The organism is Streptomyces sp. NPDC058257 (assembly GCF_042881845.1).
In the GTDB taxonomy this organism is placed as follows: Bacteria; Actinomycetota; Actinomycetes; order Streptomycetales; family Streptomycetaceae; genus Streptomyces.
Genome location: NZ_JBHVXJ010000005.1, coordinates 102,942 through 126,780 on the forward strand (window position 1 = coordinate 102,942; position 23,839 = coordinate 126,780).

General features: G+C 72.1%; 19 protein-coding genes and 3 pseudogenes. 11 read left to right on the top strand and 11 right to left on the bottom strand.

What is annotated here, in order from left to right; translation table 11 throughout:
• The first annotated feature begins 13 nt into the window (after window positions 1-13).
• From ACFVXC_RS15310 to ACFVXC_RS15320, 3 genes are all read left to right on the top strand, one after another.
• Window positions 14-640, top strand: coding sequence for a YigZ family protein (locus tag ACFVXC_RS15310; RefSeq protein ID WP_389905484.1), 627 nt, complete (start codon window positions 14-16; stop codon window positions 638-640).
• Between the two features lie 159 nt (window positions 641-799).
• Window positions 800-1,963, top strand: a complete 1,164-nt coding sequence (locus tag ACFVXC_RS15315) for an exonuclease SbcCD subunit D (RefSeq protein WP_389905486.1) — start codon at window positions 800-802, stop codon at window positions 1,961-1,963.
• Window positions 1,960-5,034, top strand: a complete 3,075-nt coding sequence (locus tag ACFVXC_RS15320; RefSeq protein ID WP_389905488.1) for an AAA family ATPase — start codon at window positions 1,960-1,962, stop codon at window positions 5,032-5,034. The genes ACFVXC_RS15315 and ACFVXC_RS15320 overlap by 4 nt, the downstream gene beginning before the upstream one ends.
• Window positions 5,035-5,046: 12 nt before the next feature.
• Here the strand turns inward: ACFVXC_RS15320 and ACFVXC_RS15325 are convergent, their stop codons facing one another.
• Complete coding sequence (locus ACFVXC_RS15325) at window positions 5,047-5,493, bottom strand: Lrp/AsnC family transcriptional regulator (protein WP_389905489.1); 447 nt, start codon at window positions 5,491-5,493, stop codon at window positions 5,047-5,049.
• Window positions 5,494-5,632: 139 nt separating this feature from the next.
• Between ACFVXC_RS15325 and ACFVXC_RS15330 the strand changes: the two genes are divergently transcribed.
• The gene (locus ACFVXC_RS15330) at window positions 5,633-6,076 is read left to right on the top strand and encodes a rhodanese-like domain-containing protein (protein WP_389905491.1); all 444 of its coding nucleotides are present in this window, start codon (window positions 5,633-5,635) and stop codon (window positions 6,074-6,076) included.
• 49 nt (window positions 6,077-6,125) lie between these two features.
• Here the strand turns inward: ACFVXC_RS15330 and ACFVXC_RS15335 are convergent, their stop codons facing one another.
• Together ACFVXC_RS15335 and ACFVXC_RS15340 are read right to left on the bottom strand one after the other, a co-directional pair.
• On the bottom strand, window positions 6,126-7,847 hold the full coding sequence (locus ACFVXC_RS15335; protein ID WP_389905493.1) for a DUF885 domain-containing protein: 1,722 nt from the start codon (window positions 7,845-7,847) through the stop codon (window positions 6,126-6,128).
• A gap of 35 nt (window positions 7,848-7,882) precedes the next feature.
• Complete coding sequence (locus ACFVXC_RS15340; protein WP_389905495.1) at window positions 7,883-8,395, bottom strand: Lrp/AsnC family transcriptional regulator; 513 nt, start codon at window positions 8,393-8,395, stop codon at window positions 7,883-7,885.
• A gap of 60 nt (window positions 8,396-8,455) precedes the next feature.
• Here ACFVXC_RS15340 and ACFVXC_RS15345 point away from each other — a divergent pair, with 60 nt between their 5' ends.
• Window positions 8,456-9,724: a trans-sulfuration enzyme family protein gene (locus tag ACFVXC_RS15345; protein WP_389905497.1), complete on the top strand. Its 1,269-nt coding sequence runs from the start codon at window positions 8,456-8,458 to the stop codon at window positions 9,722-9,724.
• Here ACFVXC_RS15345 and ACFVXC_RS15350 read toward each other — a convergent pair.
• Both ACFVXC_RS15350 and ACFVXC_RS15355 read right to left on the bottom strand, forming a co-directional pair.
• Window positions 9,663-11,126: a GNAT family N-acetyltransferase gene (locus tag ACFVXC_RS15350; RefSeq protein ID WP_389905499.1), complete on the bottom strand. Its 1,464-nt coding sequence runs from the start codon at window positions 11,124-11,126 to the stop codon at window positions 9,663-9,665. The genes ACFVXC_RS15345 and ACFVXC_RS15350 overlap by 62 nt on opposite strands.
• 153 nt (window positions 11,127-11,279) lie before the next feature.
• The gene (locus tag ACFVXC_RS15355) at window positions 11,280-12,863 is read right to left on the bottom strand and encodes an alkaline phosphatase D family protein (RefSeq protein WP_389905501.1); all 1,584 of its coding nucleotides are present in this window, start codon (window positions 12,861-12,863) and stop codon (window positions 11,280-11,282) included.
• Window positions 12,864-13,239: 376 nt separating this feature from the next.
• Here ACFVXC_RS15355 and ACFVXC_RS15360 point away from each other — a divergent pair, with 376 nt between their 5' ends.
• Window positions 13,240-13,650 carry a VOC family protein gene (locus ACFVXC_RS15360; protein WP_389905503.1) on the top strand — a complete coding sequence of 137 codons (411 nt, stop codon included), beginning with the start codon at window positions 13,240-13,242 and terminating at the stop codon, window positions 13,648-13,650.
• On the opposite strand, the gene ACFVXC_RS15365 is transcribed toward ACFVXC_RS15360, so the two are convergent.
• Window positions 13,608-15,053 (bottom strand): PLP-dependent aminotransferase family protein, encoded by a 1,446-nt coding sequence (locus ACFVXC_RS15365; protein WP_389905941.1) that lies wholly within the window; start codon window positions 15,051-15,053, stop codon window positions 13,608-13,610. The genes ACFVXC_RS15360 and ACFVXC_RS15365 overlap by 43 nt on opposite strands.
• 223 nt (window positions 15,054-15,276) lie before the next feature.
• Between ACFVXC_RS15365 and ACFVXC_RS15370 the strand changes: the two are divergent.
• A pseudogene (locus ACFVXC_RS15370) lies at window positions 15,277-16,065 on the top strand (DMT family transporter); the annotation flags it as partial.
• Window positions 16,066-16,137: 72 nt separating this feature from the next.
• Here the strand turns inward: ACFVXC_RS15370 and ACFVXC_RS15375 are convergent.
• On the bottom strand, window positions 16,138-16,983 hold the full coding sequence (locus tag ACFVXC_RS15375; protein ID WP_389905942.1) for an alpha/beta fold hydrolase: 846 nt from the start codon (window positions 16,981-16,983) through the stop codon (window positions 16,138-16,140).
• Between the two features lie 182 nt (window positions 16,984-17,165).
• Here ACFVXC_RS15375 and sigJ point away from each other — a divergent pair, with 182 nt between their 5' ends.
• Entirely contained in the window at window positions 17,166-18,143 is a 978-nt protein-coding gene (gene sigJ, locus ACFVXC_RS15380; RefSeq protein WP_389905505.1) for an RNA polymerase sigma factor SigJ, read from the top strand.
• Window positions 18,144-18,299: 156 nt separating this feature from the next.
• Window positions 18,300-19,061 (top strand): GntR family transcriptional regulator, encoded by a 762-nt coding sequence (locus ACFVXC_RS15385; protein WP_389905507.1) that lies wholly within the window; start codon window positions 18,300-18,302, stop codon window positions 19,059-19,061.
• A gap of 52 nt (window positions 19,062-19,113) precedes the next feature.
• Here ACFVXC_RS15385 and ACFVXC_RS15390 read toward each other — a convergent pair whose 3' ends face one another.
• Window positions 19,114-20,271: an ROK family transcriptional regulator gene (locus tag ACFVXC_RS15390; RefSeq protein ID WP_389905509.1), complete on the bottom strand. Its 1,158-nt coding sequence runs from the start codon at window positions 20,269-20,271 to the stop codon at window positions 19,114-19,116.
• Between the two features lie 106 nt (window positions 20,272-20,377).
• A pseudogene (locus ACFVXC_RS15395) lies at window positions 20,378-20,885 on the bottom strand (response regulator transcription factor).
• A gap of 164 nt (window positions 20,886-21,049) precedes the next feature.
• On the opposite strand from ACFVXC_RS15395, the pseudogene ACFVXC_RS15400 reads away from it, so the two are divergent.
• Window positions 21,050-21,618 (top strand): annotated as a pseudogene (locus tag ACFVXC_RS15400) (ABC transporter permease); the annotation flags it as partial.
• 75 nt (window positions 21,619-21,693) lie between these two features.
• Window positions 21,694-22,200: a hypothetical protein gene (locus tag ACFVXC_RS15405; protein ID WP_389905511.1), complete on the top strand. Its 507-nt coding sequence runs from the start codon at window positions 21,694-21,696 to the stop codon at window positions 22,198-22,200.
• Here ACFVXC_RS15405 and ACFVXC_RS15410 read toward each other — a convergent pair.
• Window positions 22,178-22,723 (bottom strand): GNAT family N-acetyltransferase, encoded by a 546-nt coding sequence (locus ACFVXC_RS15410; protein ID WP_389905513.1) that lies wholly within the window; start codon window positions 22,721-22,723, stop codon window positions 22,178-22,180. The two genes, ACFVXC_RS15405 and ACFVXC_RS15410, sit on opposite strands and share 23 nt — an antisense overlap.
• Window positions 22,714-23,799: an enoyl-CoA hydratase/isomerase family protein gene (locus ACFVXC_RS15415; protein ID WP_389905515.1), complete on the bottom strand. Its 1,086-nt coding sequence runs from the start codon at window positions 23,797-23,799 to the stop codon at window positions 22,714-22,716. The genes ACFVXC_RS15410 and ACFVXC_RS15415 overlap by 10 nt, the downstream gene beginning before the upstream one ends.
• Window positions 23,800-23,839: the final 40 nt, after the last annotated feature.

A 23,839-nucleotide genomic window follows, 5' to 3' on the forward strand; every position in this document is an offset into this window, starting at 1 on the left:
CTACTCTGGCGGGATGCACGACGAGTACCGCACAGTGGCCCGTGAGGCTGTGCACGAGACCGAGATCAACCGCTCGCGCTTCCTGTGCGCCCTCGCCCCCGCGGCCACCGAGCGGGAGGCCCAGGACTTCGTCGCGCGCATCCGCAAGGAGCACCCGTCCGCCTCGCACAACTGCTTCGCGTACGTCATCGGGGCCGACGCCGGGGTGCAGAAGGCGAGCGACGACGGGGAGCCCGGGGGCACCGCGGGTGTGCCGATGCTCCAGATGCTCCTGCGCCGTGACATGCGCTACGTCGTCGCCGTCGTGACCCGCTACTACGGAGGGGTCAAGCTCGGCGCCGGCGGACTGATCAGGGCCTACGGAGGAGCGGTCGGCGAGGCCCTCGACGCGGTCGGCACCCTGACCCGCAGGCGCTTCAGGCTCGCCACCGTCACGGTCGACCACCAGCGCGCGGGCAAGATCCAGAACGATCTGCGGTCGGCGGGTCGAGAGGTGCGTGACGTGCGTTACGCGGACGCGGTGACCATCGAGATCGGTCTTCCCGACGCCGACGTCGAGGCCTTCACCGCCTGGCTCGCGGACGCGACGGCGGGCAGCGCGGTCCTCGATCTCGGGGGAGAGGCGTACGGGGACGCCTGACGCCGGGCGGGATGTTCGCAGGGGGCAGATCGGGGTTCGTGATCGAGCAGGTGCCGACAGGCGCTAGCGTGGTGGGTGCTGTCGGCGGGGCCGTGCTGGGGCGGTCCTGGATCCGGGGCACAGGAGGGGTTGAGTGAGCATGCGGGCCGGAGCGGCGTCTTGAGAATTCTGCACACGTCCGACTGGCATCTTGGCCGGGCCTTTCACCGCGTGAACATGCTCGGCGCCCAGGCCGACTTCATCGGTCATCTCGTCGCCACGGTGCGTGAGCGCGAGGTGGACGCCGTCGTCGTGTCCGGTGACGTGTACGACAGGGCGGTGCCGCCGCTCGCCGCCGTCGAGCTCTTCGACGACGCGCTGCACCGGCTCGCGGACCTCGGCGTCCCGACGGTGATGATCTCCGGCAACCACGACTCGGCGCGCCGCCTCGGTGTCGGCGCGGGACTCATCGGCCGCGCGGGCATCCACCTGCGCACCGCTCCCGCCGCCTGCGGGGAGCCCGTGGTGCTGGCCGACGGCCACGGGGACGTGGCGTTCTACGGCCTGCCCTACCTCGAACCGGCGCTGGTCAAGGATGAGCTCAAGGTGGCGCGAGCAGGGCATGAGGCGGTGCTCGGCGCCGCCATGGAGCGGGTGCGCGCCGACCTGGCCACCCGGACGCCGGGCACCCGTTCCGTCGTCCTCGCCCACGCCTTCGTCACCGGCGGCGAGGCCAGCGACAGTGAGCGGGACATCACGATCGGCGGGGTGGCCGCCGTGCCCTCCGGGGTCTTCGACGGCGTCGACTATGTCGCGCTCGGTCACCTGCACGGCAGTCAGGCCATCAGCGGGCGCGTGCGCTACTCGGGCTCCCCGCTGCCGTACTCGTTCTCGGAGTCCGCGCACCGCAAGAGCATGTGGCTCATCGACCTCGGTGCGCGGGGGGAGATCGAGGCGGAGCGGATCGACTGCCCGGTGCCGCGTGCGCTCGCCCGCGTCCGGGGAGACATCGAGACGCTGCTCGCCGACCCGGAGCTCGCCCGCCACGAGGACTCCTGGGTCGAGGCGACGCTCACCGACCCGGTGCGCCCCGACGACCCCATGGCCCGCCTCTGCGAGCGCTTCCCGCACACCCTCAGCCTCGTCTTCGACCCGGAGCGCGCACCCGAGGACCCGGACATCTCGTACTCCCAGCGCCTCAAGGGCCGCAGTGACCAGCAGATCGCGGAGGACTTCGTGACCCATGTGCGGGGCGCGGGGCCCGACGGGCGCGAGCAGGCGGTGCTGAGAGCGGCGTTCGACACCGTCCGCACCGACGACACGCTGCGCGAGGTGGCCCGATGAGGCTGCACCGGCTCCGCATCACCGCGTTCGGCCCGTTCGGCACCACCCAGGACATCGACTTCGACGACCTCTCCGCCGCCGGGCTCTTCCTGCTGCACGGACCGACCGGCGCGGGGAAGACGTCCGTCCTGGACGCCGTCTGCTACGGCCTGTACGGCTCGGTGCCGGGCCCCCGGCAGGGCAGCGGCCAAGGAGTGACGCTGCGCAGCGACCACGCGCAGCCCGGTACGCGGACGGAGGTGTGCCTCGAACTCACCGTCGCCGGGCGGCGGTTGGAGGTGACCCGGCAGCCGCCGTGGGAGCGTCCGAAGAAGCGCGGCACCGGCACGACCACGGAGAAGGCGCAGAGCTGGCTGCGGGAGTACGAGGCCGGGCAAGCCCACGACGGTGGTGGGTGGAAGGACCTCAGCCGTTCCCACCAGGAGATCGGCGAGGAGGTCACGCAGCTGCTCGGCATGAGCAAGGAGCAGTTCTGCCAGGTGGTGCTCTTGCCCCAGGGCGACTTCGCGCGCTTCCTGCGGGCCGACGCGGAGGCCCGCGGCAAGCTGCTCGGGCGGCTCTTCGACACGCGCAGGTTCGCCGCGGTCGAGCAGCGGCTCGCCGAACAGCGGCGCGATGCCGAGGGCGCGGTGCGGGGAGGCGACGGAGAGCTTCTCGCCGACGCGCATCGCATGGAGCAGGCCGCCGGGGACATCACCGGGGACGCCCCGTCGCCACTGGCCGAGCTGTCACCCGGCGATCCCGGGCTCGCCGAGTCCGTACTGACCTGGGCCGCTCTCGCCCGCACCAGCGCGCGAGAGCGGCGCACGATCGCCCGGTGCGCTCTCACGGCCGCCGAGTCGGTGCAGGCCGCAGCGGGGCGCGCGCTCGACGACGTACGCGAACTGGACCGGCTGCAAAGGCGTTTCGACCAGACGCGGGAGCGGTCCCGGCGCCTTCAGGAGCGTGCGGACGAGCACCGGCAGCGGCAGGCGCGGATGGAGAGGGCCCGCAAGGCCGAGACGGTCGCGCCCGCGCTCGGCCTGCGCCGGGCCACCGAGGAGGAGCATCGCCGCGCGACCGCCGACGAGGCGCACGCGCGTGGTCGGCTGCCCGCCACGTTCGCGGACCTGGGTGCCTCGGGGCTCGCCGCCGCCGCGCGCAAGATCTCCGAGGAACTCGGCGGCCTCGAATCCGCCCGGCGCGCCGAGCGGCGGCTGGCCGAACTCGGCACGGAACGCGTGTCGTTGGAGCGCGAGGAGCGCGCCGACGACGATCTTTCGCGCGAGGCCGCGGGCTGGCTCGACGGCTGGGAGACGACCCGGGCCGCACTCCAGGAGCGCATCGAGGCCGCCCAGGAGGCGGCCACGCGCACGGAGCAGATCGCTGGCCAACTGGAGCCCGCACAGGGCAGGTTGGACGCGGCACGCCGTCGTGACCGCCTCGCCCGGGAAGTGTCCACCGCGTACGAACGCGCCCTGGCGGCCCGTGAGCGTGCCACCGCTGCCCACGAGCGCTGGCTGGTCCTGAAGGAGCAGCGTCTCACCGGCATCGCGGCGGAACTGGCCGCGGGTCTGACCGACGGCGCCCCCTGTGCGGTCTGCGGAGCCACCGAACACCCCGCACTCGCCCCGAAGGACGCCGGTCACGTCGACCGTGCCACGGAGGAGTCGGCGCTCGCCGCGTACCGGCAGGCTGAGGAGGGGCGCACCGAGCAGGAGCGGCACCTCGGCGAGGTGCGCGAGTCGTTGGCGGCGGCCGGGGCGGCGGCGCTCGGGCCGGGCGCCGGGGACACCGCTTCCGAAGGCGGGGAGGCTGTCGCGCAGGCGCCGTCCGTCGAGCGACTCGCCGCACTCGTGGAGAAGCTGCGCGGTGAACACGCCGAGGCGCGCGGTTGTGCCTCCGGTCTGCGCGCTGCCAGGGAAGCCCTCGCCCAGGCCGAGCGCGAACATGACCGCAGGGTCGCCGTCCGGCAGGAGGTCGCAGTGCGGGCCGCGTCGCGCACGACCATGCGCGATGGTCTCGACCGCGAACAGGCAGCTCTGGAAGTCGAGTTGGCCCGCGCTCGGGGTGCGAGTGAAAGCGTCGCGGCGCGCGCCGCCCAGCTGGAGCGGCAGACCGCGCTCCTGACCGAGGCGGCGGAAGCCGCACGCGTCGCCGCCGACACGGCCCAGCGGCTCAAGGACGCCGACGCGCGACTCGCCGACGCCGCCTTCCGCGCGGGGTTCGACACGCCGGGGGACGCGGCCGAAGCCCTGCTCGACGACGCTCGCCACCGCGAGCTGCAGCACCGTATCGACGCGTGGCAGAACGAGGAGGCGGCGGTACGGTCCCTCCTCGCCGAGCCGGACGCGGCTGCCGCCGCCGAGCGACCGCGGGCCGACCTGCGAGCCGCCCAGGAAGCCGCCGAAGACGCCGACAGGCAGGCCCGCGCCGGCGCCTCCGCACTCGACGCGGCCACGCGGCGCTGCGCCGAACTCGACCGGCTCTCCGAGCGGTCGGCCGCCGGAGCCAGGCGGCTCGCGCCCCTGCGCGACGAGTACGACCGCGTGGCGCGCCTCGCGGGACTCGCCGCGGGCACATCGGCGGACAACGAACGCAGGATGCGCCTGGAGTCCTACGTCCTCGCCGCCCGGCTCGAACAGGTGGCGGCCGCCGCGACCGCACGGCTGTGGCGCATGTCGTCCGGCCGGTACACCCTGGTCCACTCCGACGACCGTACGGGGCGCGGCCGTTCGGGCCTGGGCCTGCACGTGGTCGACGCGTGGACGGGCCGCGAGCGCGACACGTCCACGCTCTCGGGCGGCGAGACCTTCTTCGCCTCCCTCGCCCTCGCGCTCGGCCTCGCGGACGTGGTCACCGACGAGGCCGGCGGTGTGCGGCTCGACACGCTCTTCATCGACGAGGGCTTCGGCAGCCTCGACGACCAGACGCTCGACGAGGTCCTCGACGTCCTGGACTCGCTGCGCGAGCGGGACCGCAGCGTGGGCATCGTGAGCCATGTCGCGGATCTGCGGCGCCGCGTCCACGCCCAGCTGGAGGTCGAGAAGGGCCGTGCCGGGTCGGTCGTACGACAGCGGGGCGGGGTGTGAGGGCAGCCGGGGTCAGCGGCCCAGCGGGCGCCTGGGCAGGGGAGAGGAGTAGACGATGCTCGTCGTCACGGACCCCAGCGCGCCGATCTTCCCCGCGACCTCCTCCAGGTGACTCATCGAACGCGCCGCCACCTTGATCATGAAGCAGTCGTCGCCGGTGACGTGATGCGCTTCGAGTATCTCGGGGGTCGTCTCGACCAGATCGTGGAACGGCTTGTAATTGCCGTTCGGGTAGCGCAGCCGCACGAACGCCAGGATGGGCAGACCGAGCCGATCCGGATCGACCACGGCCGCATACCCCTGGATCACGCCCGCCTCCTCCAGGCGGCGGACCCGTTCGGTGACGGCACTGGGGGACATGTCGACGGCGCGCGCCAGCTCGGCGTAGCTGGCGCGGCCCGCACGCTGGAGGACATCGAGGATGCGCCAGTCGGTGGCATCCGTGGAATAACCGGTCATGCCTGAGAGATAACAGGGGAATCCCCGGCCGATCAAGGGGTACGCCGGGGATCGGCTCTTCCAGGGGCGCGGCTTCGCCCGTAGATTTTCGGCCATGACAGCGACGAACACAGTGACGAACACAGCGCACACCGTAGCGATGACCACCTCGAGCCCGGCTGCCGCCGCCGTGTACTTCGGCGCGAGCCTCGCCTTCCACACCGACGTGTCCGACGTCGCGTCGGCGCTCGCCGCCGACGGCGACCCCGGCTTCGTCGTCATCGACTCCCGCTCGGCCGAGTGCTGGGACCAGGGGCACATCCCCGGCGCGATACACCTGCCCACCGCATTCATCCCCGACCGGGCCGAGCAACTCCTCGACAAGTCCGTCCCCGTGGTCACCTACTGCTGGGGCCCCGCCTGCAACGGCGGCACCCGCGCCGCCCTCGCGCTTGCCCAACTCGGCTTCCAGGTCAAGGAGATGCTGGGCGGCTTCGAGTACTGGGCCCGCGAGGGCCGCGCGTTCGAGACCAGTCAGGGCGGCGAACGCCGGGCTCCCGACCCCTTGGTCGCCCCGCTGCGCGGGGAGGACTGCGGTTGCTGAGGGCAGGGAGGGCGGCGGGTCCCGTAGACGATCCGGGCCCGCCCCACCCTCAGAGTGCCGACAACTCGTCCACCAGATCGTCGAGCCCCAGTGACCCCTGTGACAACGCGGCCATGTGCCACGCCTTCGCGTCGAAGGCTGCGCCGAGACGGCGCTGCGCGTTCTCGCGGCCGAGCAGCCAGGCTCGCTCGCCCAGCTTGTAGCCGATGGCCTGGCCGGGGATGGAGAGGTAGCGGGTCATCTCGCTCGCCACGTACTCCGTGGGGCGGCTGCAGTGCGCGTCGTAGAACTCCTGCGCCAGGTCAGGGGTCCAGCGCTCGCCCGGGTGGAAGGGCGCGTCCGCCGGGATCTCCAGTTCCAGATGCATGCCGATGTCGACGATGACGCGCAGCGCCCGCATCATCTGCGCGTCCAGATAGCCCAGCCTGCGCTCGGCGTCCGTGAGGAAGCCGAGCTCGTCCATGAGCCGCTCCGCGTACAGCGCCCAGCCCTCCGCGTTGGCGCTGACGATGCCGATCGTCGCCTGGTAGCGGGAGAGGCTCTCCGCGACGTGCGCCCACTGCGCCAGCTGGAGGTGATGACCGGGCACGCCCTCGTGGTACCAGGTCGAGACCAGGTCGTACACCGGGAAACGGGTCTCGCCCATCGTCGGCAGCCAGGTCCGTCCCGGACGCGAGAAGTCCTCCGAAGGGCCCGTGTAGTACGGGGCCGCGGCGCCGCCCGGCGGGGCGATGCGGGACTCCACCACGCGTACCCGCTCGGCGAGTTCGAAGTGTGTGCCGTCAAGCGCCTCGATCGCCTCGTCCATCAGCTCCTGCAGCCAGACCCGCACCTCGTCCACCCCCTCGATGTGCGTGCCGTGCTCGTCCAGGTGAGCGAGCGCCACCCATGGCGTGGCCGCGCCGGGCAGGATCTTCTCGGCCTCGGCGCGCATCTCGCCGAGCAGCCGGTGGAACTCGGACCAGCCGTACGCGTACGCCTCGTCGAGGTCCAGATCGGCGCCGTTGAAGTAGCGCGACCAGCGGGCGTAGCGCTCGCGCCCCACCGTGTCGGCAGCGCCCTCGATCGCGGGCGCGTACACGTCCCGCATCCAGTCGCGCAGCGCCACGACCGACGCGGTGGCGGCGCGTGCCGCGGCGTCCAGTTCGGCACGGAGCGAGTCGGGCCCTTCCGACGCGAACTCCTCGAACCAGCCGCGGCCCTCGCCGCCGGACCCCGCCCACTCGCCGAGCTGCTCGATGAAGGTTGCCGTCGGGCGGGGAGGCGCGAACAGCTTGCGTTCCAGGCCGAGTTCGAGCGAGGCGCGATACCCCTCGTACGCGGCGGGTACGGCCCGCAGCCGTTCGGCGATCGCGGCCCAGTCCTCGGCCGTCTCCGCCGGCGTGACCGTGAAGATCTCGCGCACCGCGTGCGGGATCGTGTGCAGGTTGCCGACCGAGCGCAGCCCCTCATCGGCCTCGTGCACGGCGAGTTCGGCGGTGAGCCGCTCCCGCAGGAGCCGCCCGCACCGGCGCTCGGCGTCGCTGTCGGCGCCGGGCAGACGCTCCGCGTCGTCGAGCCGGGCGAGGGTCGTGCGGGCAAGCTCCGCTACGGCGTCCTGGCCCGCCGGTGAGGTGTCGGGGAGCTTGCTGTGGCTCGCCTTGACGCCGAGATACGTGCCGTTGATGGGGTCGAGGGCGATGAGCTCGTCGACGTAGGTGTCGGCGACCTGGCGAGGCAGCGGGCTGCTGCTCCCGCCCGTGTTCGGGCTCGGGATCTTCATGTCTGACATGCGGACATCCTCGTATGCGGGACACACCCGCGTCATCAGGATTGGCCGGAGCTTTCCCCTTGGTCATCGGCCCCCGGGCCCGGCGGCAGGAGCGGTCCGCACTCCCACTGCTGGAAGATCAACCGGGTCTCCACGCGTGCCACCTCGCGCCGTGACGTGAACTCGTCGAGGACGAGCCGCTGGAGGTCCGCCGTGTCGGCCACCGCCACATGCACCAGATAGTCGTCGGGCCCCGCCAGATGAAACACCGACCGGGACTCCGGCAGCGCCCTGATCCGGTCCACGAACGGCCCGACAAGCTCCCGCCGGTGCGGCCGCACCTGGACGGAGAGCAGCGCTTCAAGCCCGCGCCCGAGCTTCGCCGGATCGAGCCGCAGTTGGTGCCCGAGAATCACACCGGAGCGGCGAAGCCGGGTGATCCGGTCCAGACAGGTGGACGGGGCGACGCCCACCTGGGCCGCGAGATCGCGATAGGTGATCCGGGCATCGTTCTGCAGCAGCCGCAGTATTCGGAGATCCACCGGGTCCAGTACGACAGATTCGGCCACCCGCCGAACGTAGCACGGGGTTCAACCATCGGGCACCGGCCTTTGTTCAGGCTGTCGGGCATGGACACGAACACGGAATGCCGCACCGGATCCGGCCACCCGGCCCCCACCCCAGTACCGCGCGCCCTCGCCACGGAAGCCGTGCACGCCGGACGTGACGACCTCGCCGGGCTAGGCCTGCACGCCGCGCCGATCGACCTGTCCACCACCTACCCCTCCTACGACACCCGCGGCGAGGCCGCGCGCGTCGACGCCTTCGCCGCCGACGGCGCCCTCGATGACGGACCGCCCGTCTACGCCCGCCTCGCGAACCCGACCGTCGCCCGTTTCGAGACCGCCCTGGCCCGCCTCGAAGGAACGGAGAGCGCGGTCGCGTTCGCGAGCGGCATGGCGGCGCTGACCGCGGTCCTTCTCGCACGAGGAGCGGCCGGTCTGCGCCATGTCGTGGCGGTGCGCCCGCTGTACGGGTGCAGCGACCACCTGCTGACCGCGGGGCTGCTCGGCTCCGAGGTCACCTGGGTCGACCCGGCCGGGATCGCCGACGCCATCCGCCCCGACACGGGCCTGGTCCTCGTCGAGTCGCCCGCCAATCCGACCCTCGCCGAACTCGATCTGCGCGCGGTGGCCCACGCCTGCGGCACGGTGCCGCTCCTCGCCGACAACACCTTCGCGACGCCCGTCCTGCAACGGCCCGTCGAGAGCGGGGCGCGGCTCGTGCTGCACAGCGCCACCAAGTACCTGGGCGGGCACGGGGACGTCCTCGGCGGAGTCGTCGCGTGCGACGAGGAGTTCGCACGGCAACTGCGGCAGGTCCGCTTCGCCACCGGCGGGGTGCTGCATCCGCTGGCCGGATATCTGCTCCTGCGGGGTCTCTCCACCCTGCCGGTGCGCGTACGGGCGGCCTCCGCGAACGCGGCGGAACTGGCGCGGCGCCTGGAAGCCGACCCGCGGGTGCGCCGCGTGCACTATCCGCGGCTCGGCGGCGCGATGGTCGCCTTCGAGGTCAGGGGTGATCCGCACGCGGTGACCGCCGGGGTGCGGTTGATCACCCCGGCGGTCAGCCTCGGCAGCGTGGACACCCTCATCCAGCATCCGGCGTCCATCAGCCACCGCGTCGTGGACGCGGCGGACCGGCGCTCGTCCGGCGTGAGCGACAGCCTGCTGCGTCTTTCGGCCGGGCTTGAGGACGTCGAGGACCTGTGGCAGGACCTCGACCGGGCCCTCGGCCCTCAGCCGCCCGGCACCGGGGCAGCCGGAATGCCGCGCGTCAGTGCTGCTCGGCCCGTCCCTGCGGCTGGTCGTACGGCAGTTGCGAGCTCACCGGCGTAGCTTCAAGGCGGGCGGTGATGACCAGCGTGCCCTCCTCGATCTGGTAATCGAGGGGGAGCCCCAGGCCGCGCATCGCCGCGACCATGCCCGTGTTGGACGCCTGCGTCACCGCGTACACGCTCTCGCAGCCCGCCTCGACCGCCATCGTCACCAGGCGGCCGAGGAGTTCGCCGCCGATGCCGCGGCGCTGCCAGTCGTCCTCGACGAGCAGCGCGATCTCGGTCTCGTCGCCGTCCCAGAGCAGATGGCCGATGCCGACGATGCGCCCGGACGCGGTCTGCACCGCGAGGGTCCGGCCGAACCGCGGGCTGAGCAGGTGGCCCAGATACCGGTCGGCGTCCCGCACCGGGCCGTGGTAGCGCATGCCCAGGGTGCGCTGTGAGCAGCGCTCGTGCATGGCCTTGGCCGCGTCCACGTCGGTGGTGTCGGCCCGGCGCACGGTGATGGAGCTGCCCTCGGCGAGCGTCAGTACGTCCTTGCTGTGCGGGATGCGCGGGCCGAGCCGGGTGTCGAGCTCGACCAGGGCACGCGCGCGGGCGAACTCGGTGGGCGTGAACGGCAGATACGGCCGCTCCACGGTGATCACCTCACCCTCCGGCGCCTGCAGTCGCAGCACGGTCCCTTCCAGCGCGCCCTCGACGGGCTTGTCCGCCAGGGGCCCGGACGCGGTCTGCGTCTTCGCGGGCAGCGACCGGATGGTGCAGCGGCCCAGCAACTGGCGCAGCGCGAGGGGAAGTTCGGCGGCGTCGAGGGCGGTGCGGGTGGCAAGGCCCAGGATGCGGGTGGGGGCGTCCACCAGGTCGTGGGCGTCGGCCCGCTCGATCCAGGTGCCCGAGCCGCCCGCGTGCGAGACGCCGCGGGTGATCTCGGCCGCGGGCAGATCGGCGGGGGCGCGCAGCAGGAACTCGTCGACGGTGCCTTCGGCCAGCGGGTGCGCCTGGAGGCTCAGGATGTCGACCTTGCCGTGGGCGAGCGTCGTGCACAGGGCGGCGAGCGATCCCGGCTCGTCCCGCACCGTGGTGCGCATCCGCCACAGCGTCGTCGCCCCCGCGGAAGACTTTGTGGCGGTGGCCCCGGCCTGCTCCATGGCCGTCATGGGGCCGGTCCGCTGCCCGGTGTCGAGCCCGGTCGGCTGCCCGGCGGCGAGTGGCCGGGCGCCGGTATCGTCCACCGCCGGCGGTGCGTGGTTGTGGCGGCGTGCCCACCATGTGTGGAACCCGACCGTGGCGAGCAGTGCCACGGCCGAGATCACCAGGAGGGCGGGCCCGTCGGGGCCGTGCCCGATCATGTTCGCCACCGCGTCCGCCACGGCCACGGCCGTGAAGAGGGCGGCGAGCTCCACCAGATCCCGCCGCCAGTGGTGAACGGGACGGCCATGTTTGGTTCGCGTCACATCAGACATGTCAGCACTCATACAGCCACTGTGGAGGATGGGTGTTGCGTGATCACGAACGTTTTGTGACTGACGAGTTAAGACCGCTTCTGCCCGTTTAAATCCTCTTTGCCTACTCTTGATATCCTGGCGTGACAGCTGGCTGAGCGTTCGGTGGCCGGATCACTGCTGTCCCACCCGGCCCGGCTGCAGGACCTGCGTGAACAGCACTCCGCCGCCCTCCTGCCGCAGCCGCACGGTCAGCTCGCCGCTGTCACCGTCGATGTCGACCTCTCCGAAGTACTGCGGAGTCTCGGCCGGTGAGGTGTTGGCGCGGTTCGGCGCCTTGATGAAGCGCTGCTCGGGGCCGAACGTCCCGTCGAGCTTGAGGGCCTGGAAGCCGCCGGCGGCCAGTGGCCCCGAGATGAACTCGTAGAACGGCGCGAAGTCCTTGAACGCCGCGCGCGAGGGGTCGTAGTGCTGCGCGGACGTGTAGTGCACGTCGGTGGTCAGCCACACCGTTCCGGTGACCTTGCGGTGCTTGATGTGCCGCAGCAGTTCGGCGATCTGCAGTTCGCGGCCGAGCGGTGCGCCGGGATCACCCTGCGCGACGGCCTCGAAGTTCGCCGAGCCGTCGGGTACGACGAGGCCGAGCGGCATGTCGGACGCGATGACCTTCCAGGTGGCACGCGAACGGGACAGCTCGCGCTTGAGCCAGCTCAGCTGCCGGGCGCCCAGGATGCCGGTGGCGTCGTCGGGCTGCTTGCCGGGGGAGTTGGCGTTGCGGTAGGAGCGCATGTCCAGGACGAACACGTCGAGGAGCGGTCCGTGCCGCAGGACGCGGTACACCCGCCCGTCCTCGTCGCCCGGCGGGAGCGTGGAGAGCGGGAAGTACTCGCTGAACGCCCGCAGGGAGCGCCCGGCGAGGACGTCCACGTTCTTCTCCGTGTAGCGGGCGTCGGTCAGGATCTGCCCCGGATACCAGTTGTTCTTCACCTCGTGGTCGTCCCACTGGACGATGGAGGGCACCTGCGCGTTGAAGCGCCGCAGGTTCTCGTCGAGGAGGTTGTAGCGGAAGGCGCCGCGGAACTCCGCGAGCGTCTCGGCGACCTTCGACTTCTCCTCCGTGGTCACGTTCCGCCACACGCTGCCGTCGGGCAGGGTGACGCTCGGCAGGATGGGCCCGTCGGCGTAGATGTTGTCGCCGCTGCACAGGAAGAAGTCCGGGTCCCTGCGGCGCATCTCGTCGAAGATCCGCCAACCGCCGCGGTCCGGGTTGATGCCCCACCCCTGGCCCGCGATATCGCCCGACCACAGGAAACGTACGCCTTCCTTGCGCCCCTTCGGCGCCGTACGGAACGTACCGGTGACCGGTTCACCCGCGCGTCTGGGGTCGTCGGGGTCGGCCAGGAGCACGCGGTAGTGGATCTGCTCGCCCGCGGGCAGCCCGCGCAGCCGTGTCGTCCCCGTGAAGTCGGTGTCCGGGCCGAGCAGCGGGCCTTTCCAGCGGGTGGGGTCGCGGAACGACTCCGTGGCGGACGTCTCCACGATCATGCGGGCCGGACGGTCGGAGCGCACCCACACCAGGCCCGCGTGCGCCGTCACGTCACCGGCCTGCACGCCCCACCCGGCCCGCGGGCGCCCCGAGCGGGCGAGCGCCGGAGCGGCCCCGGCGAGAGCCGGCACGGCGAGCGCCGCCGGGACGGCGAGCGAGCCGCGCAGCACACTGCGGCGGCGAGGGGACGAGCTCGGCTGAGGGTGTGACATGAATGCGCCTCCAGTGACAGGTCAGACCAGTGTGCAGGGCTACAACTAGTGGTGCGCGGCGGCGCACACACAAACCACAAGTGAACAACTGCCCACGGCTTCAAGGGAACCGGTGTGCGAACGGTATGTCGTCCGCATCCCCGGTCACCGGCCCCTGCATCCCCGGTCACCAGTCCCTGGATGCCCGGTCACCAGCCCCGAGATGTACGTCTGATGTACGTCTCGGGACGCAGGTCCGCAGGCGTAGGGCCTCGCCGCGCGCCCGAGGCCGTACGGCCGATGCGCGAAGATCGCCCGCTGCCTAGGCTCGGCGGCAGAGGCGCGCGGCCGAGCGCGCCGCGTCATGTCATGTCACGACGTCACAAGGGGGAGCCCCATGCCTGTCAACGGGCAGAGCCACATCCGCGTCGCCCGCCCGTCCCGCGACCTCGCGGCGGCGGAGCGCTTCTGGGTGACGGGCCTCGGCCTGGACGTCGTATGGCGGTCGCGGGGTGGCGGCGCTCCTGGTGAGCACGACTTGCTCATGGCCGGATGGCCGGACGCCTCCTGGCACCTCGAACTGGTCCACGAGGCGGACAAGCCGGTCCTGCCCCGGCCCACGGAGGAGGACCTGCTCGTCATCTATCTCGACGAGCCCGTCCCCGACGACCTCGTGGCCCGCCTCGAAGCGCACGGCGGCACCCGCGTCCAGTCGCCCAACCCGTACTGGAACGAGTGGGGCGTCACCGTCGAGGACCCCGACGGCTACCGCCTGGTGCTCTGCACGCGCGCGTGGTCCAACTCCTGAACCTCCTGAACCTCCTGAACCTCCTCGGCCACCCCGGCGAGGAGCCGCACCCCCTCGGCGATCTTCGCGGGCGTCAGATGGGCGTAACCGAGCACCAGCCGCACGCCCGGGCCGGCTGCCGGGCCGTGGTCGCTCAGTCGGTGGTCGCTCAGCGGCCGGACCGCCACCCCGGCCGCCGATGCCCGCCGCAGGAAGGAATCCTGCGGCCCCCATCGACCGGGCAGCCGCGCGATGACGTGCAGCCCGGCCGCGATCCCGGTCACCTCCGTACCGGGAAAGTGCTCGTCGAGCGCGGCGACGAGCGCGTCCCTGCGCTCACGGTAGGCGCGCTGGCAGCGGCGCAGCTGGCGGTCGTAGTCCCCGCGTTCGACGAAGCGCGCGAGCAGCGCCTGATCCAGCGCCGGATTGCCCAGGTCCATCATGCGTTTGCGGGCGACGACCTCATCGGTCATCGACTCCGGCACGAGCAGCCAGCCCAGGCGAAGGCCCGGAGCGAGCGACTTGCTGACCGATCCCGTGTAAGCGACGTGTTCGGGGTCGAGTCCTTGCAGCGCGCCCACCGGTGCCCGGTCGTACCGGAAGTCACCGTCGTAGTCGTCCTCGATGATCAGACCGTCCACGGACCGTGCCCAGTCGAGGAGTTCGGTGCGCCTTCGCGGTGAGTAGCCGATGCCCAGCGGGAACTGATGGGCGGGCGTGGTGACGACCGCACGCAGATCCCGATCCTTCAGTACGCCGGTGACGACGCCCTCGTCGTCGAGGGGGACCGGCACGGTGGCGACATCGGCCGATGCGAACAACTCGCTGTGCTGGGGGCTTCCGGGGTCCTCGACGCCGACGGCACGCACCCCGCGCGCGCGGAGCACGAAACCGACGAGCGCCATGGCCTGCGCCACCCCGGAGCAGACGACGATGCCCTCCGGGTCCGCGACCACGCCCCGGCGGCGTACGAGCAGTTCGGCGAGGGCCGTACGCAGCCGGGGCAGGCCCCGCGGATCCGGGTAGCCGAGTACATGGTGGGGCAGTTCGGCCAGGACGCCGCGGTGCGCCGCCGCCCACGCGGCGCGCGGGAACAGGGAGAGGTCGGGCGTTCCCGCGATGAAGTCCACGCGCGCGTGCACCGGACGCGGCGCCAGGTCGTGTGTTCCTCGTGCGGCCGTCCGCGCCGCGCCGCCCACCCAGGTCCCCGCGCCCCGGTCGCTGCGCAGATAGCCCTCGGCGGTCAACTGCTCGTACGCCTCCGTGACGAGCCCCCGCGAGACACCCAGATCGGCGGCGAGCGCACGGCTCGACGGCAGCCGCGTCCCCGGCGCGAGGCGCCCTGACCTGACCGCGTCGCGCAGCGCCGACCTGAGGCCGCGGCCACGGCTGCGGGCGGGGGCGGACGCCGCGGGGAGCAGCAGTTCCCAGGCGGCGGTGCCGGGCGTCCGCCCCGATCCGTGCCCCGATCCGTGCCCCGATCCGTGCCCCGATGCGTGCCCCGATGCGTGCCCCGATCCTGATGTCACCGCACGCGCCTCCTGGGATGTCACCGCACGCGCCTCCTGAGAAGGGAAGAAGTGGTCCCCTAACCAGCCCTGGAAGTGGACCCTAAACCGGTCCGCGTCTCCTCCTAGCGTCAGGGGCATGAACGCGAACCTCACGCGCGGGTCCCTGCTCGCCGCCCTTGCCTGCCTCCTCGTCGGCGGCTCCTTCACCGCCAACAGTCTGCTGGGCGACTACCCGTACGCGGGCGGCCAGTTCCTGCGCTACGGCCTGGCCTGCCTGCTGCTCCTGCCGCTGCTCGGGCGGGGCGGCACGGCGCCGCTCCGTCGCCTGACACGGCGCCAGTGGGGGCGCCTCGGGGTCCTCGCCGCCGTCGGCATGGTCGGCTTCAACCTGGCGATCCTCGCCGCGGAACGTACGGCGGAACCTGCCGTACCGGGTGTCTTCGTTGGATGTGCCCCGGTGGTCGTGGCGGTCGTCGTGCCGCTGATCGAGGGGCGCCAGCCGCAGCGATTCGTCATGTACGGGGCGTTGATCGTCGCCGCCGGGGCCTTCACCGTGCAGGGGTGGGGCCGTACGGACGCGATCGGCATCCTCTTCTCCGTGTGCGCGCTCGCGGGCGAGGTCGGGTTCGCGGTCATCGCCGTTCCCGTGCTGCGGCCGCTCGGCCCGAAGCTGCTCTCCGCCACGGTGTGCGGGATCGCCGCCGTCGAGTCCGCCGCCGTCGGCGCGGTGGCCGACGGCGGGGACTGGCTGCGGGTGCCCGACACCACCGAGGCGGCGGCCCTGCTGTGGCAGGCGGCGATCGTCACCGTCATCGGGTTCGTCTGCTGGTACTCGGGCATCCAGCGCATCGGCGCCGAGCGCGCCACCCTCTTCTCCGGCCTCATTCCCGTCGCGGCGGCCTTCACCGCCCCCTTGGTCGGGACGGGCGCCTACGGAGCCCCGCAGGCCGTGGGCAGTGCGCTCGTCGGTGCCGGGGTGGCCCTGGGCTCCGGCGTGCTAGGCGGCGGGCGCACGGTGGCACGTGTCGAGGACGACGCGCGAGACGAGCGCCGGATCGTCGTTCATCGGGACGTGCCCGCAGCCGGGAAGACGCACCAGACGGGCCTCGGGGACGGCGTGCTTGGCGCGGATCCCCTGGCGGCGCAGCAGGATGCGGTCGCGCGCGCCCCACGCGACGGTGACCGCGAGTCCGGGCACGTCGTCACTGAAGAGCACGTCGCGCCCGGCGGCGAGGGTCTGCTCGAACCCCTTGGCGTCGCGCAGCGCGAGCGTCTCGGCGACGACGGCCTCGGGTGAACGGCGGCCGGGGTGCGCGTAGATGGTGCTGGTGAGTGCCGCACGTCCGGCAGCGGTCCGCGAGAGGCGCTCTATCAACGGCAGCGGAAGGAGTCGCGCCCCATGCCGCATCGCGAGCAGCGTGTTGAACGCGTAGCGCCGCTCCCCGGGCGTCCAGAAGCCCGCCGGGGACAGGGCGGTGACCGAGCGCACGAGCTTCTCCCGGCCGAGTTCCAGGGCGAGCAGACCGCCCAGCGAGTTGCCCGCCACGTGCGGACGCTCGATCTCAAGGGCCTCGCACAGCCCGCCGAGCACGGAGACCACCGTCGAGATGTCGTAGGCGAGCCCGTCGGGGAGCGCGGGGGACTCCCCGAAGCCCGGCAGGTCCACGGCTATCACGTCGTACTCGGTGGCCAGGATGCCGAACACCGGGTCCCACGCCTGGCGGTGGTGGCCGATGCCGTGAAGCAGGAGCAGCGGCTCCCCCTCGCCCGCGCGCTCGTACGCGAGTGACATCGATCGCGGACCGCCGGGCGATTCGACGCTGAAGGACACCTCTGCGGCCATTGCTGCTCCAGTCCCCGCCGCCTGGCGACGGTCCTCAGACACCTTAGACACCTTGTCAGCAACAATTACCGCTCAGTAGCCTCCAGTTCAAGAGGGTGGACAGGGCCGCGTGCCGGCCGCTGTGGGGCGTGACGCGCCTGCGTTGCCTGGACAGCGCGTGATCCGTCGGCTGGGATGGAGGAGTGGCGAACGACTGCGTGACCGACGTCTTCGAAGAGCACAGGACCGTCCTGATGGGCGTGGCCTACCGCATGCTCGGCCGGGTGGCCGACGCGGAGGACGTCGTGCAGGAGTCCTGGCTGCGCTGGTCGGCGGCCGACCAGGAGCGCGTGCGCGAACCGCGCGCCTACTTGGTGCGCGTCACCACGCGCCTCGCCATCGACCGGCTGCGCCACGTGCAGTCACGACGCGAGTCCTACGTAGGACCGTGGCTGCCCGAGCCACTCGTCACCGACTACGGGCCGACCGAACCCGACACCGCCGAGCAGGCCGTGCTCGCCGACTCCGTGTCCTTCGCGGTCCTGGTCGTCCTGGAGTCCCTCTCACCCCTGGAGCGCGCGGTGTTCGTGCTGCGGGAAGCCTTCGGGTTCCCGTTCTCGGACATCGCCGCCACGCTGGAGCGCGGGGAACCGGCCGTGCGGCAGCTCGCCGCGCGGGCCCGCAAGCACGTCGGCGAGGGAAGGCCGCGCTACGCGGTGGACCCGGGTGAGCGCCGCGACCTGACCGAGCGGTTCCTCGCCGCGGCCACCAGCGGTGACCTGGACGGTCTGATGTCCCTGCTCGCCCCGGACGTGCGCCTGGTCGGCGACAGCGGCGGCAAGGCCAAGGCGCCGCTGCGCGTCATCGAGGCGGCGGACAAGGTGGGCCGTTTCCTCGTCGGCGCGGCCCGTGGCGGCGTACCGGAGGGAGCGGAGCTCGGGGCCCGGTTCCTGGAGATCAACGGCGCCGACTCCGTCCTTGTCCTGGTCGACGGCAAGCCGGACTCCCTCTTCCAACTGGCCGTCGTCGACGGGCGGATCAGCGACGTCTACATCATCCGCAACCCGGACAAGCTGGTCGGGTTCGCCTCCTGGACCGCAGATGGCAGACCCCCGTCCACCCAGGGCGGGGGTTCTGTCTTGTTCGCTACGCGCGCGTGGACCGACGCCAACAACACGTGAATGCTCTGTGGCATCGTCCCTGTGCGGGCTGTAACGGATCGAGGATTGGTCTTGACCAAGGTTGGGTGCCGCTCTATCGTCGCAGAGATAGTGCAAGGACCTTTAATAAACAAGGCGCTGAAAAGCCGCCGGCACACGGCGATTGCGGAGGACAGGGTGGGGACCACGCAGCTGGAAGCGGCACCGGAGCCGAAGTACTGGCACCTCAAGACCGTGCTCAGCGAGGCACTCGATTCAGAGTTCGCCGTCGGCGAGATCCTGCCCAACGAGCGTGATCTCGCGGCCCGCTTCGGCGTGGCCCGTGCCACGCTCCGTCAGGCACTCGAACAGCTGGAGCTGGAAGGCAGGCTGCAGCGCCGCCGCGGGGTCGGCACGACCGTCGCCCCGCCGCGGATGGGCGTGGCCGTCGGATCCGCGCAGGGCACCTGGCCCGGCGAGGTCGGCGACGCATGGCAGCCCGTCGACTGCGCACCGGCGCAACCGCCCGCCGAGGTGGCCCGCATGCTGGCGGCCGGCCCCGACGAGCAGGTGCACGTGGTGCGCCGCACACGCGTCTCGCACGGCCAGCCCGTGGCCGCCGAGCTGCTGTACGTGGCGATGTCGGCCGTCACCGAACTCTCCGCGATCGACGCCCCGTCCGGAGCCTCACGCGCGCGTGGCGTGCTGCGCGAGCTGCACCGGCTCGGCCTCGAAGGACAGGACCGCGCCGTCGAACTCGGCTCGGCCCGCGCTGACGACGCCAAGGCGCTCGACCGGCTGCCCGGAGCCCCGGTCCTCGTCGTGACGACCCGCTTCTTCGCCGAGGGGCGCACCGTCGCGGTGTCCGTAGCGACGTATCGCGCGGACACCTGCCGCCTCACGTTCGGTGACGCGGGCGGCGTCGAGATCCACCACGGCCCGGAGCGCCAGGCTTCCTGACGCTCGCTTCCTGGTCGGCAACCGCTTCCCGATCCGAGTCCGGCCCGGCGCCTCAGCGCCGGGCCGTCACCGTTCCCTCCACCGCGAACAGCTGCTCCTCGACATGGTCGAGGGCAAGACGCAGCGCGCCCGTCGCGATGGCCGCCTCGCCGAGCATCGACAGGGCCACCCGGGGCGGCCGCAGGCAGTAACGCGCCAACTCGCGGCGCAGCGGCTCCAGTACGCCGTCCAGACCGGCCGCCCAGCCGCCCACGACGACCAGCTCGGGGTCCAGGGCGAGGACCAGCGCCGCCACGTCGTGCACCAGGCGCTGAATGAACCGCTCGACGGCCTGTCGCGCCCGCTCGTCGCCCTCGCGCGCATGGGCGAACACCGCCGCCACCGCCTGCTCGTCCAGCGGGTGCAGCGGCTCGTCCGTGGTCGAAAGGAGCGTCTCGGGGGTCACGTCACGGCCAAGGAGATGCAGGGCGCCGATCTCCCCGGCGGCGCCGCCGTAGCCACGGTGCAGCCGCCCGCCGATCAGCGCCCCGGCCCCCGGGCTGAGCCCGGCGAGGACCATCACCACGTCGTCGGAGTCGGTCGCCGCGCCCTTCCAGTGCTCGGCCACGGCCGCCGTGTTCGCGTCGTTCTCCACCAGGACCGGGCACTTGAAGGACCTGCGCAGGCGCTCGCCGAGCGGCAGCCCCGTCCACTCCGGCAGCGCCGTCCCGAGCCGGACCGTGCCGTCCGCCTCCACGATGCCGGGGCTGCCGACACCGACCGCGCGCAGTGAGCTGCGGGCGATCCCGCCACGGCGCAGCAGATCGGCGACCGCCGTGCGAAGGCGCTCGATGCGTTCGTCGGCAGGTGCCGTCTCCGACACGTCCTTGGCCGCCGTGCCGAGCACCCGGCCGTCCAGGTCCGAGAGGACGGCCGCCACCCGGTGCGGGCCGATCTCCAGGCCGAGCAGATGACCCGCCTCGGCCCGGAAGCGGAACCTCCGTGCGGGCCGTCCCTGGCGTCTTGCCGCGCCCTCCTCGGCGGCGGTCTCCACCACGAGTCCGGCATCGATGAGCCCCTCGACCACGCCCTCGACGGTCGGCCGTGAGAGCCCGGTCACCCGGGTGACCTCGGTGAGTGTCGCGAAGTCCGCTCCACGCAGAGCGTGCAGCACCACAGCGGAGTTGATCCGCCGCAGCAGAGAGGGATCCCCGCCGGTCAGCCGCCCCAACGTCCGTCCTCCCAGCTCGTGCGCATGATGGGCGGATCGTACTCGTAGCGGCCGACCTCTGCGAGTGCCGGGCCCTCCTGTGACGCAGAGTGCCGATCGGCCGCGCTCATCCCGGAGCGACGAAACCGGATTCGTACGCGGCGATCACCGCCTGCGTCCGGTCGCGGGCCCCCAGCCTCGCGAGCACGGCACTCACATGGGATTTGACGGTCTCGGCGCCGACGATCAGCTCTGCCGCGATCTCCGCGTTCGACAGACCGCGCGTCATGAGGCGCAGTACGTCCGCCTCGCGCTCGGTGAGCGCGGCCCGGTCGAGGGACACCGTCGGCACCCGCGCGCAGCTCCTCGTACACGTACTCGTCGTTCCCGAAGGTCGTCACGACGACGATCTTCGGCGGGTCCTGCACGGTGCGCGGGACGGCGCGCGTGGCCTCGATGCCGTCGAGGAGGGGCATGCGTACGTCCATGGCGACCACGTCGGGCCGCGGTTGGCGCGCGAGCGGAATGACGGCGGCCTCGCCGACCACCTCGATTTCGGGCTGCGCCTCCAGGACGGCGCGCAGACCGGCGCGTACGAGGGGTTCGTCGTCGACGAGCAGGACGGTGACCGGCATCGGGTCAGCGTAGATCACCCCAGGTGATCACCCCGGGATCACCCCAGGGGCAGCTCGACGTGGACCTGCCACTCGCCATCGCGCGGCCCCGTGGTGGCCCGGCCGCCGAGCAGGGTGGCCCGTTCCCGGATGCCGCGCGGGCCGCCGCCGCCGCGACTGGTCGGGCCTTCTACGCCCTCAACTTCGGCCAGATCGCCGCCATCGGCTTCGGTACGACGGCGATGTCGTCCGAGTACCTGAACGGCGCGCTGCGGATCTCGCTCTCCGCGGTGCCGCGCAGAGGGCTCTTCTGCGGGGCCAAGGTCGCGGTGGTGGGCGCCCTGGCGCTCGGCGTGGGGATCCTCACCAGCTTCGCGGGCTTCCTGGCCGGTCAGGCCTTCATGGGGGACTGCGCCATCGGCCTCGGCCATGACGGTGCCATGCGGGCGTGCGTCGGCGGCGGTGTCTACCTCGCGCTCATGGCGCTGATCGCCGCGGGCCTGACCATGGTGCTGCGCAGCGGTATCGCCGTACTGAGCATCCTCATCCCCTTCACGCTCATCGTGTCCTTCGTGGTCGGGGACGTCGCGGGCGGTGTGCCGCGGAGTTCCTGCCGGACCGGGCGGGACAACTGGTGCTCCACGAGAATCCGTCGGGAACTCTCGGCCCCTGGAGCGGACTTGCCGTCATGGCGGCGTGGGCGACCGCGGCGCTGCTCGCGGGCTGGTGGGCGGTGCGGCGGCGCGACGCGTGAGGCGCGTGTCCGGATGGTGACGCCAGGGGCCTGACGGCGGGACAGTTGTCAGTGGCGACCGCTTTACTGGATGTCATGAGTACCGCACAGCATCTCGCCGCGATCGACCTGCTGCGCTCACGGGAGTTCCCCGCCGAGCACGGCAGGTCGCACGGCGGCCTCGGCGGTCCGGGCTATCACATCGCCGAGTTGCTGACGAGCGACGGCTTCTGGGAGGACGACGGCACGGAGTGGGAGGCGACCGAGGAGCAGTACGAGGCCGAGCGCGACGGCCTGACGGTCCTCCTCGCCGAGCGCTGGGGGCCGCCCCGGATATTCAGCCTGGCGAGCCTCTTCGAACGGTCCATGGGCGGCGGTTACGACGGCGAGACCGAAGGCGAAGGCGAAGGCGAAGGCGAGGACGAGGGCGAGGGCGTTTCGGGTGAGGACATACCGGAGCCGTGGGGCTCGCTGAGTGCCTCGGTGCCGGACCTGCATCTGTGGCGGGCCGACGGGCGGTGGATCGCTCTCGGGGTCTCCCAGCCGGACAGGGAGCTGCCCTTCCAGCTCCTCGCCGTCGTCACGGCGACAGATCCGCCGTAGCGGGCGCGTTGAAGGCGTGGACGCGGATGGCGCGCCCGCAGTGGGGGTCGAACGTGCCTCGCTCCACACGCATGCCGAGCTTGTTCATGATGCGTTCCGAGGCGTCGTTGCCCACCTGGACGATGCTGACGATCCGCTCAAGACCCCGTTCGGTGAGGCCGAAGTCGAGGGCGGCACGCGCCGCCTCGGTGGCCAGACCCTGCCCCCAGAAGGAGCGGCCGAGGCGCCAGCCGATCTCCACCGCGGGCATCACCTCGGGGAGATAGCGCGGCACGGAGAGACCGGTGAACCCGGCGAGTTCACCGGTGGCGCGGACCTCCACCGCGAAGAGGCCGAAGCCATCTGTCTCCCACCCTTCCTCCCACATCCGCATGGTGGACCGGGTCTGCTTCTGCCCGCCATGGACGGAGCCGTCGCCGATCCACCGCATCACCTCGGGGTCGGAGTTGATGAGGGTCATGGCGGCGACGTCCGTTTCCCGCCAGCGTCGCAGGACGAGGCGGGGTGTCTGGATCAGGGGCATCGCGGGTCCGCCTCGGGGGCGATTCCAAGTCCGAGTTCGTCGCCGTCGCGCGGCGCGAAGTGGCGGGCCACGTCCGCATCGGTCACCCGTGAGAGCTCGGCGGGGGACCAGTGCGGATCGCGGTCCTTGTCGACCACCTGGGCGCGAATGCCCTCGACCAGGTCAGGTGCGCCGATCGCGGTGGCCGATACGCGGTACTCCTGGTCGAGCACCTGCTCCAGCGAGGCGAGGGCGCGGGCCCGGCGCAGGGAGGCGAGGGTGACCTTCAGGGAGGTCGGCGACTTGCCGATGATGGTCTCGGCCGTCTCCTTCGCGGCCCGGTCGCCGAAGGCGTACAGCCGGTCGACGATCTCCTCCACGGTGTCGGCGGCGTAGCAGGCGTCGATCCACTCGCGGTGGGCGGCGAGTTCACCCTCCGGCGCGGTGGCGGCGTACTCCGCGACCGCGTCGCTCGCCGGGGTGTCGGCCAGGGCGGCGGTGAACTCCGGCAGCCGTTCCGAGGGCACGTAGTGGTCGGCGAGGCCGCACAGCAGCGCGTCGCCCGCGCCGACCGCCGAGCCGGTGAGCGCCAGGTGGGTGCCCAGTTCGCCGGGCGTGCGCGTCAGCAGATACGTACCGCCGACGTCCGGCACGAAGCCGATCCCGGTCTCCGGCATGGCGATGCGGGAGCGCTCGGTGACGATCCGCACGCCGCCGTGCGCCGAGACGCCGACCCCGCCGCCCATCACGATGCCGTCCATGACGGCGACGTACGGCTTCGGGAAACGGGCGATGCGGGCGTTGAGCCGGTACTCGTCACGCCAGAAGGCTACGGATGCCGGGCCGCCGCCCGCACGCACATCGTCATGGATCGACCGGATATCGCCCCCGGCGCACAGTCCGCGCGCACCTTTGCCCGTGAGGACGACCGTGGCGATGTCGTCGTCCCGCTCGTATGCGCACAGGGCGTCGTCCATCAAGCGGACCATGGCGTGGTTGAGGGCGTTGATGGCGCGCGGGCGGTTGAGAGTGATGTGGCCCGCGCGGCCCTCGGTGTGCAGGAGGACGGGGGCTTCGTCGTTGGCTGCTGTGGTCATGGGGCAAATCTAGACCGCCGCCTCGCGGCGGATGGTTCCC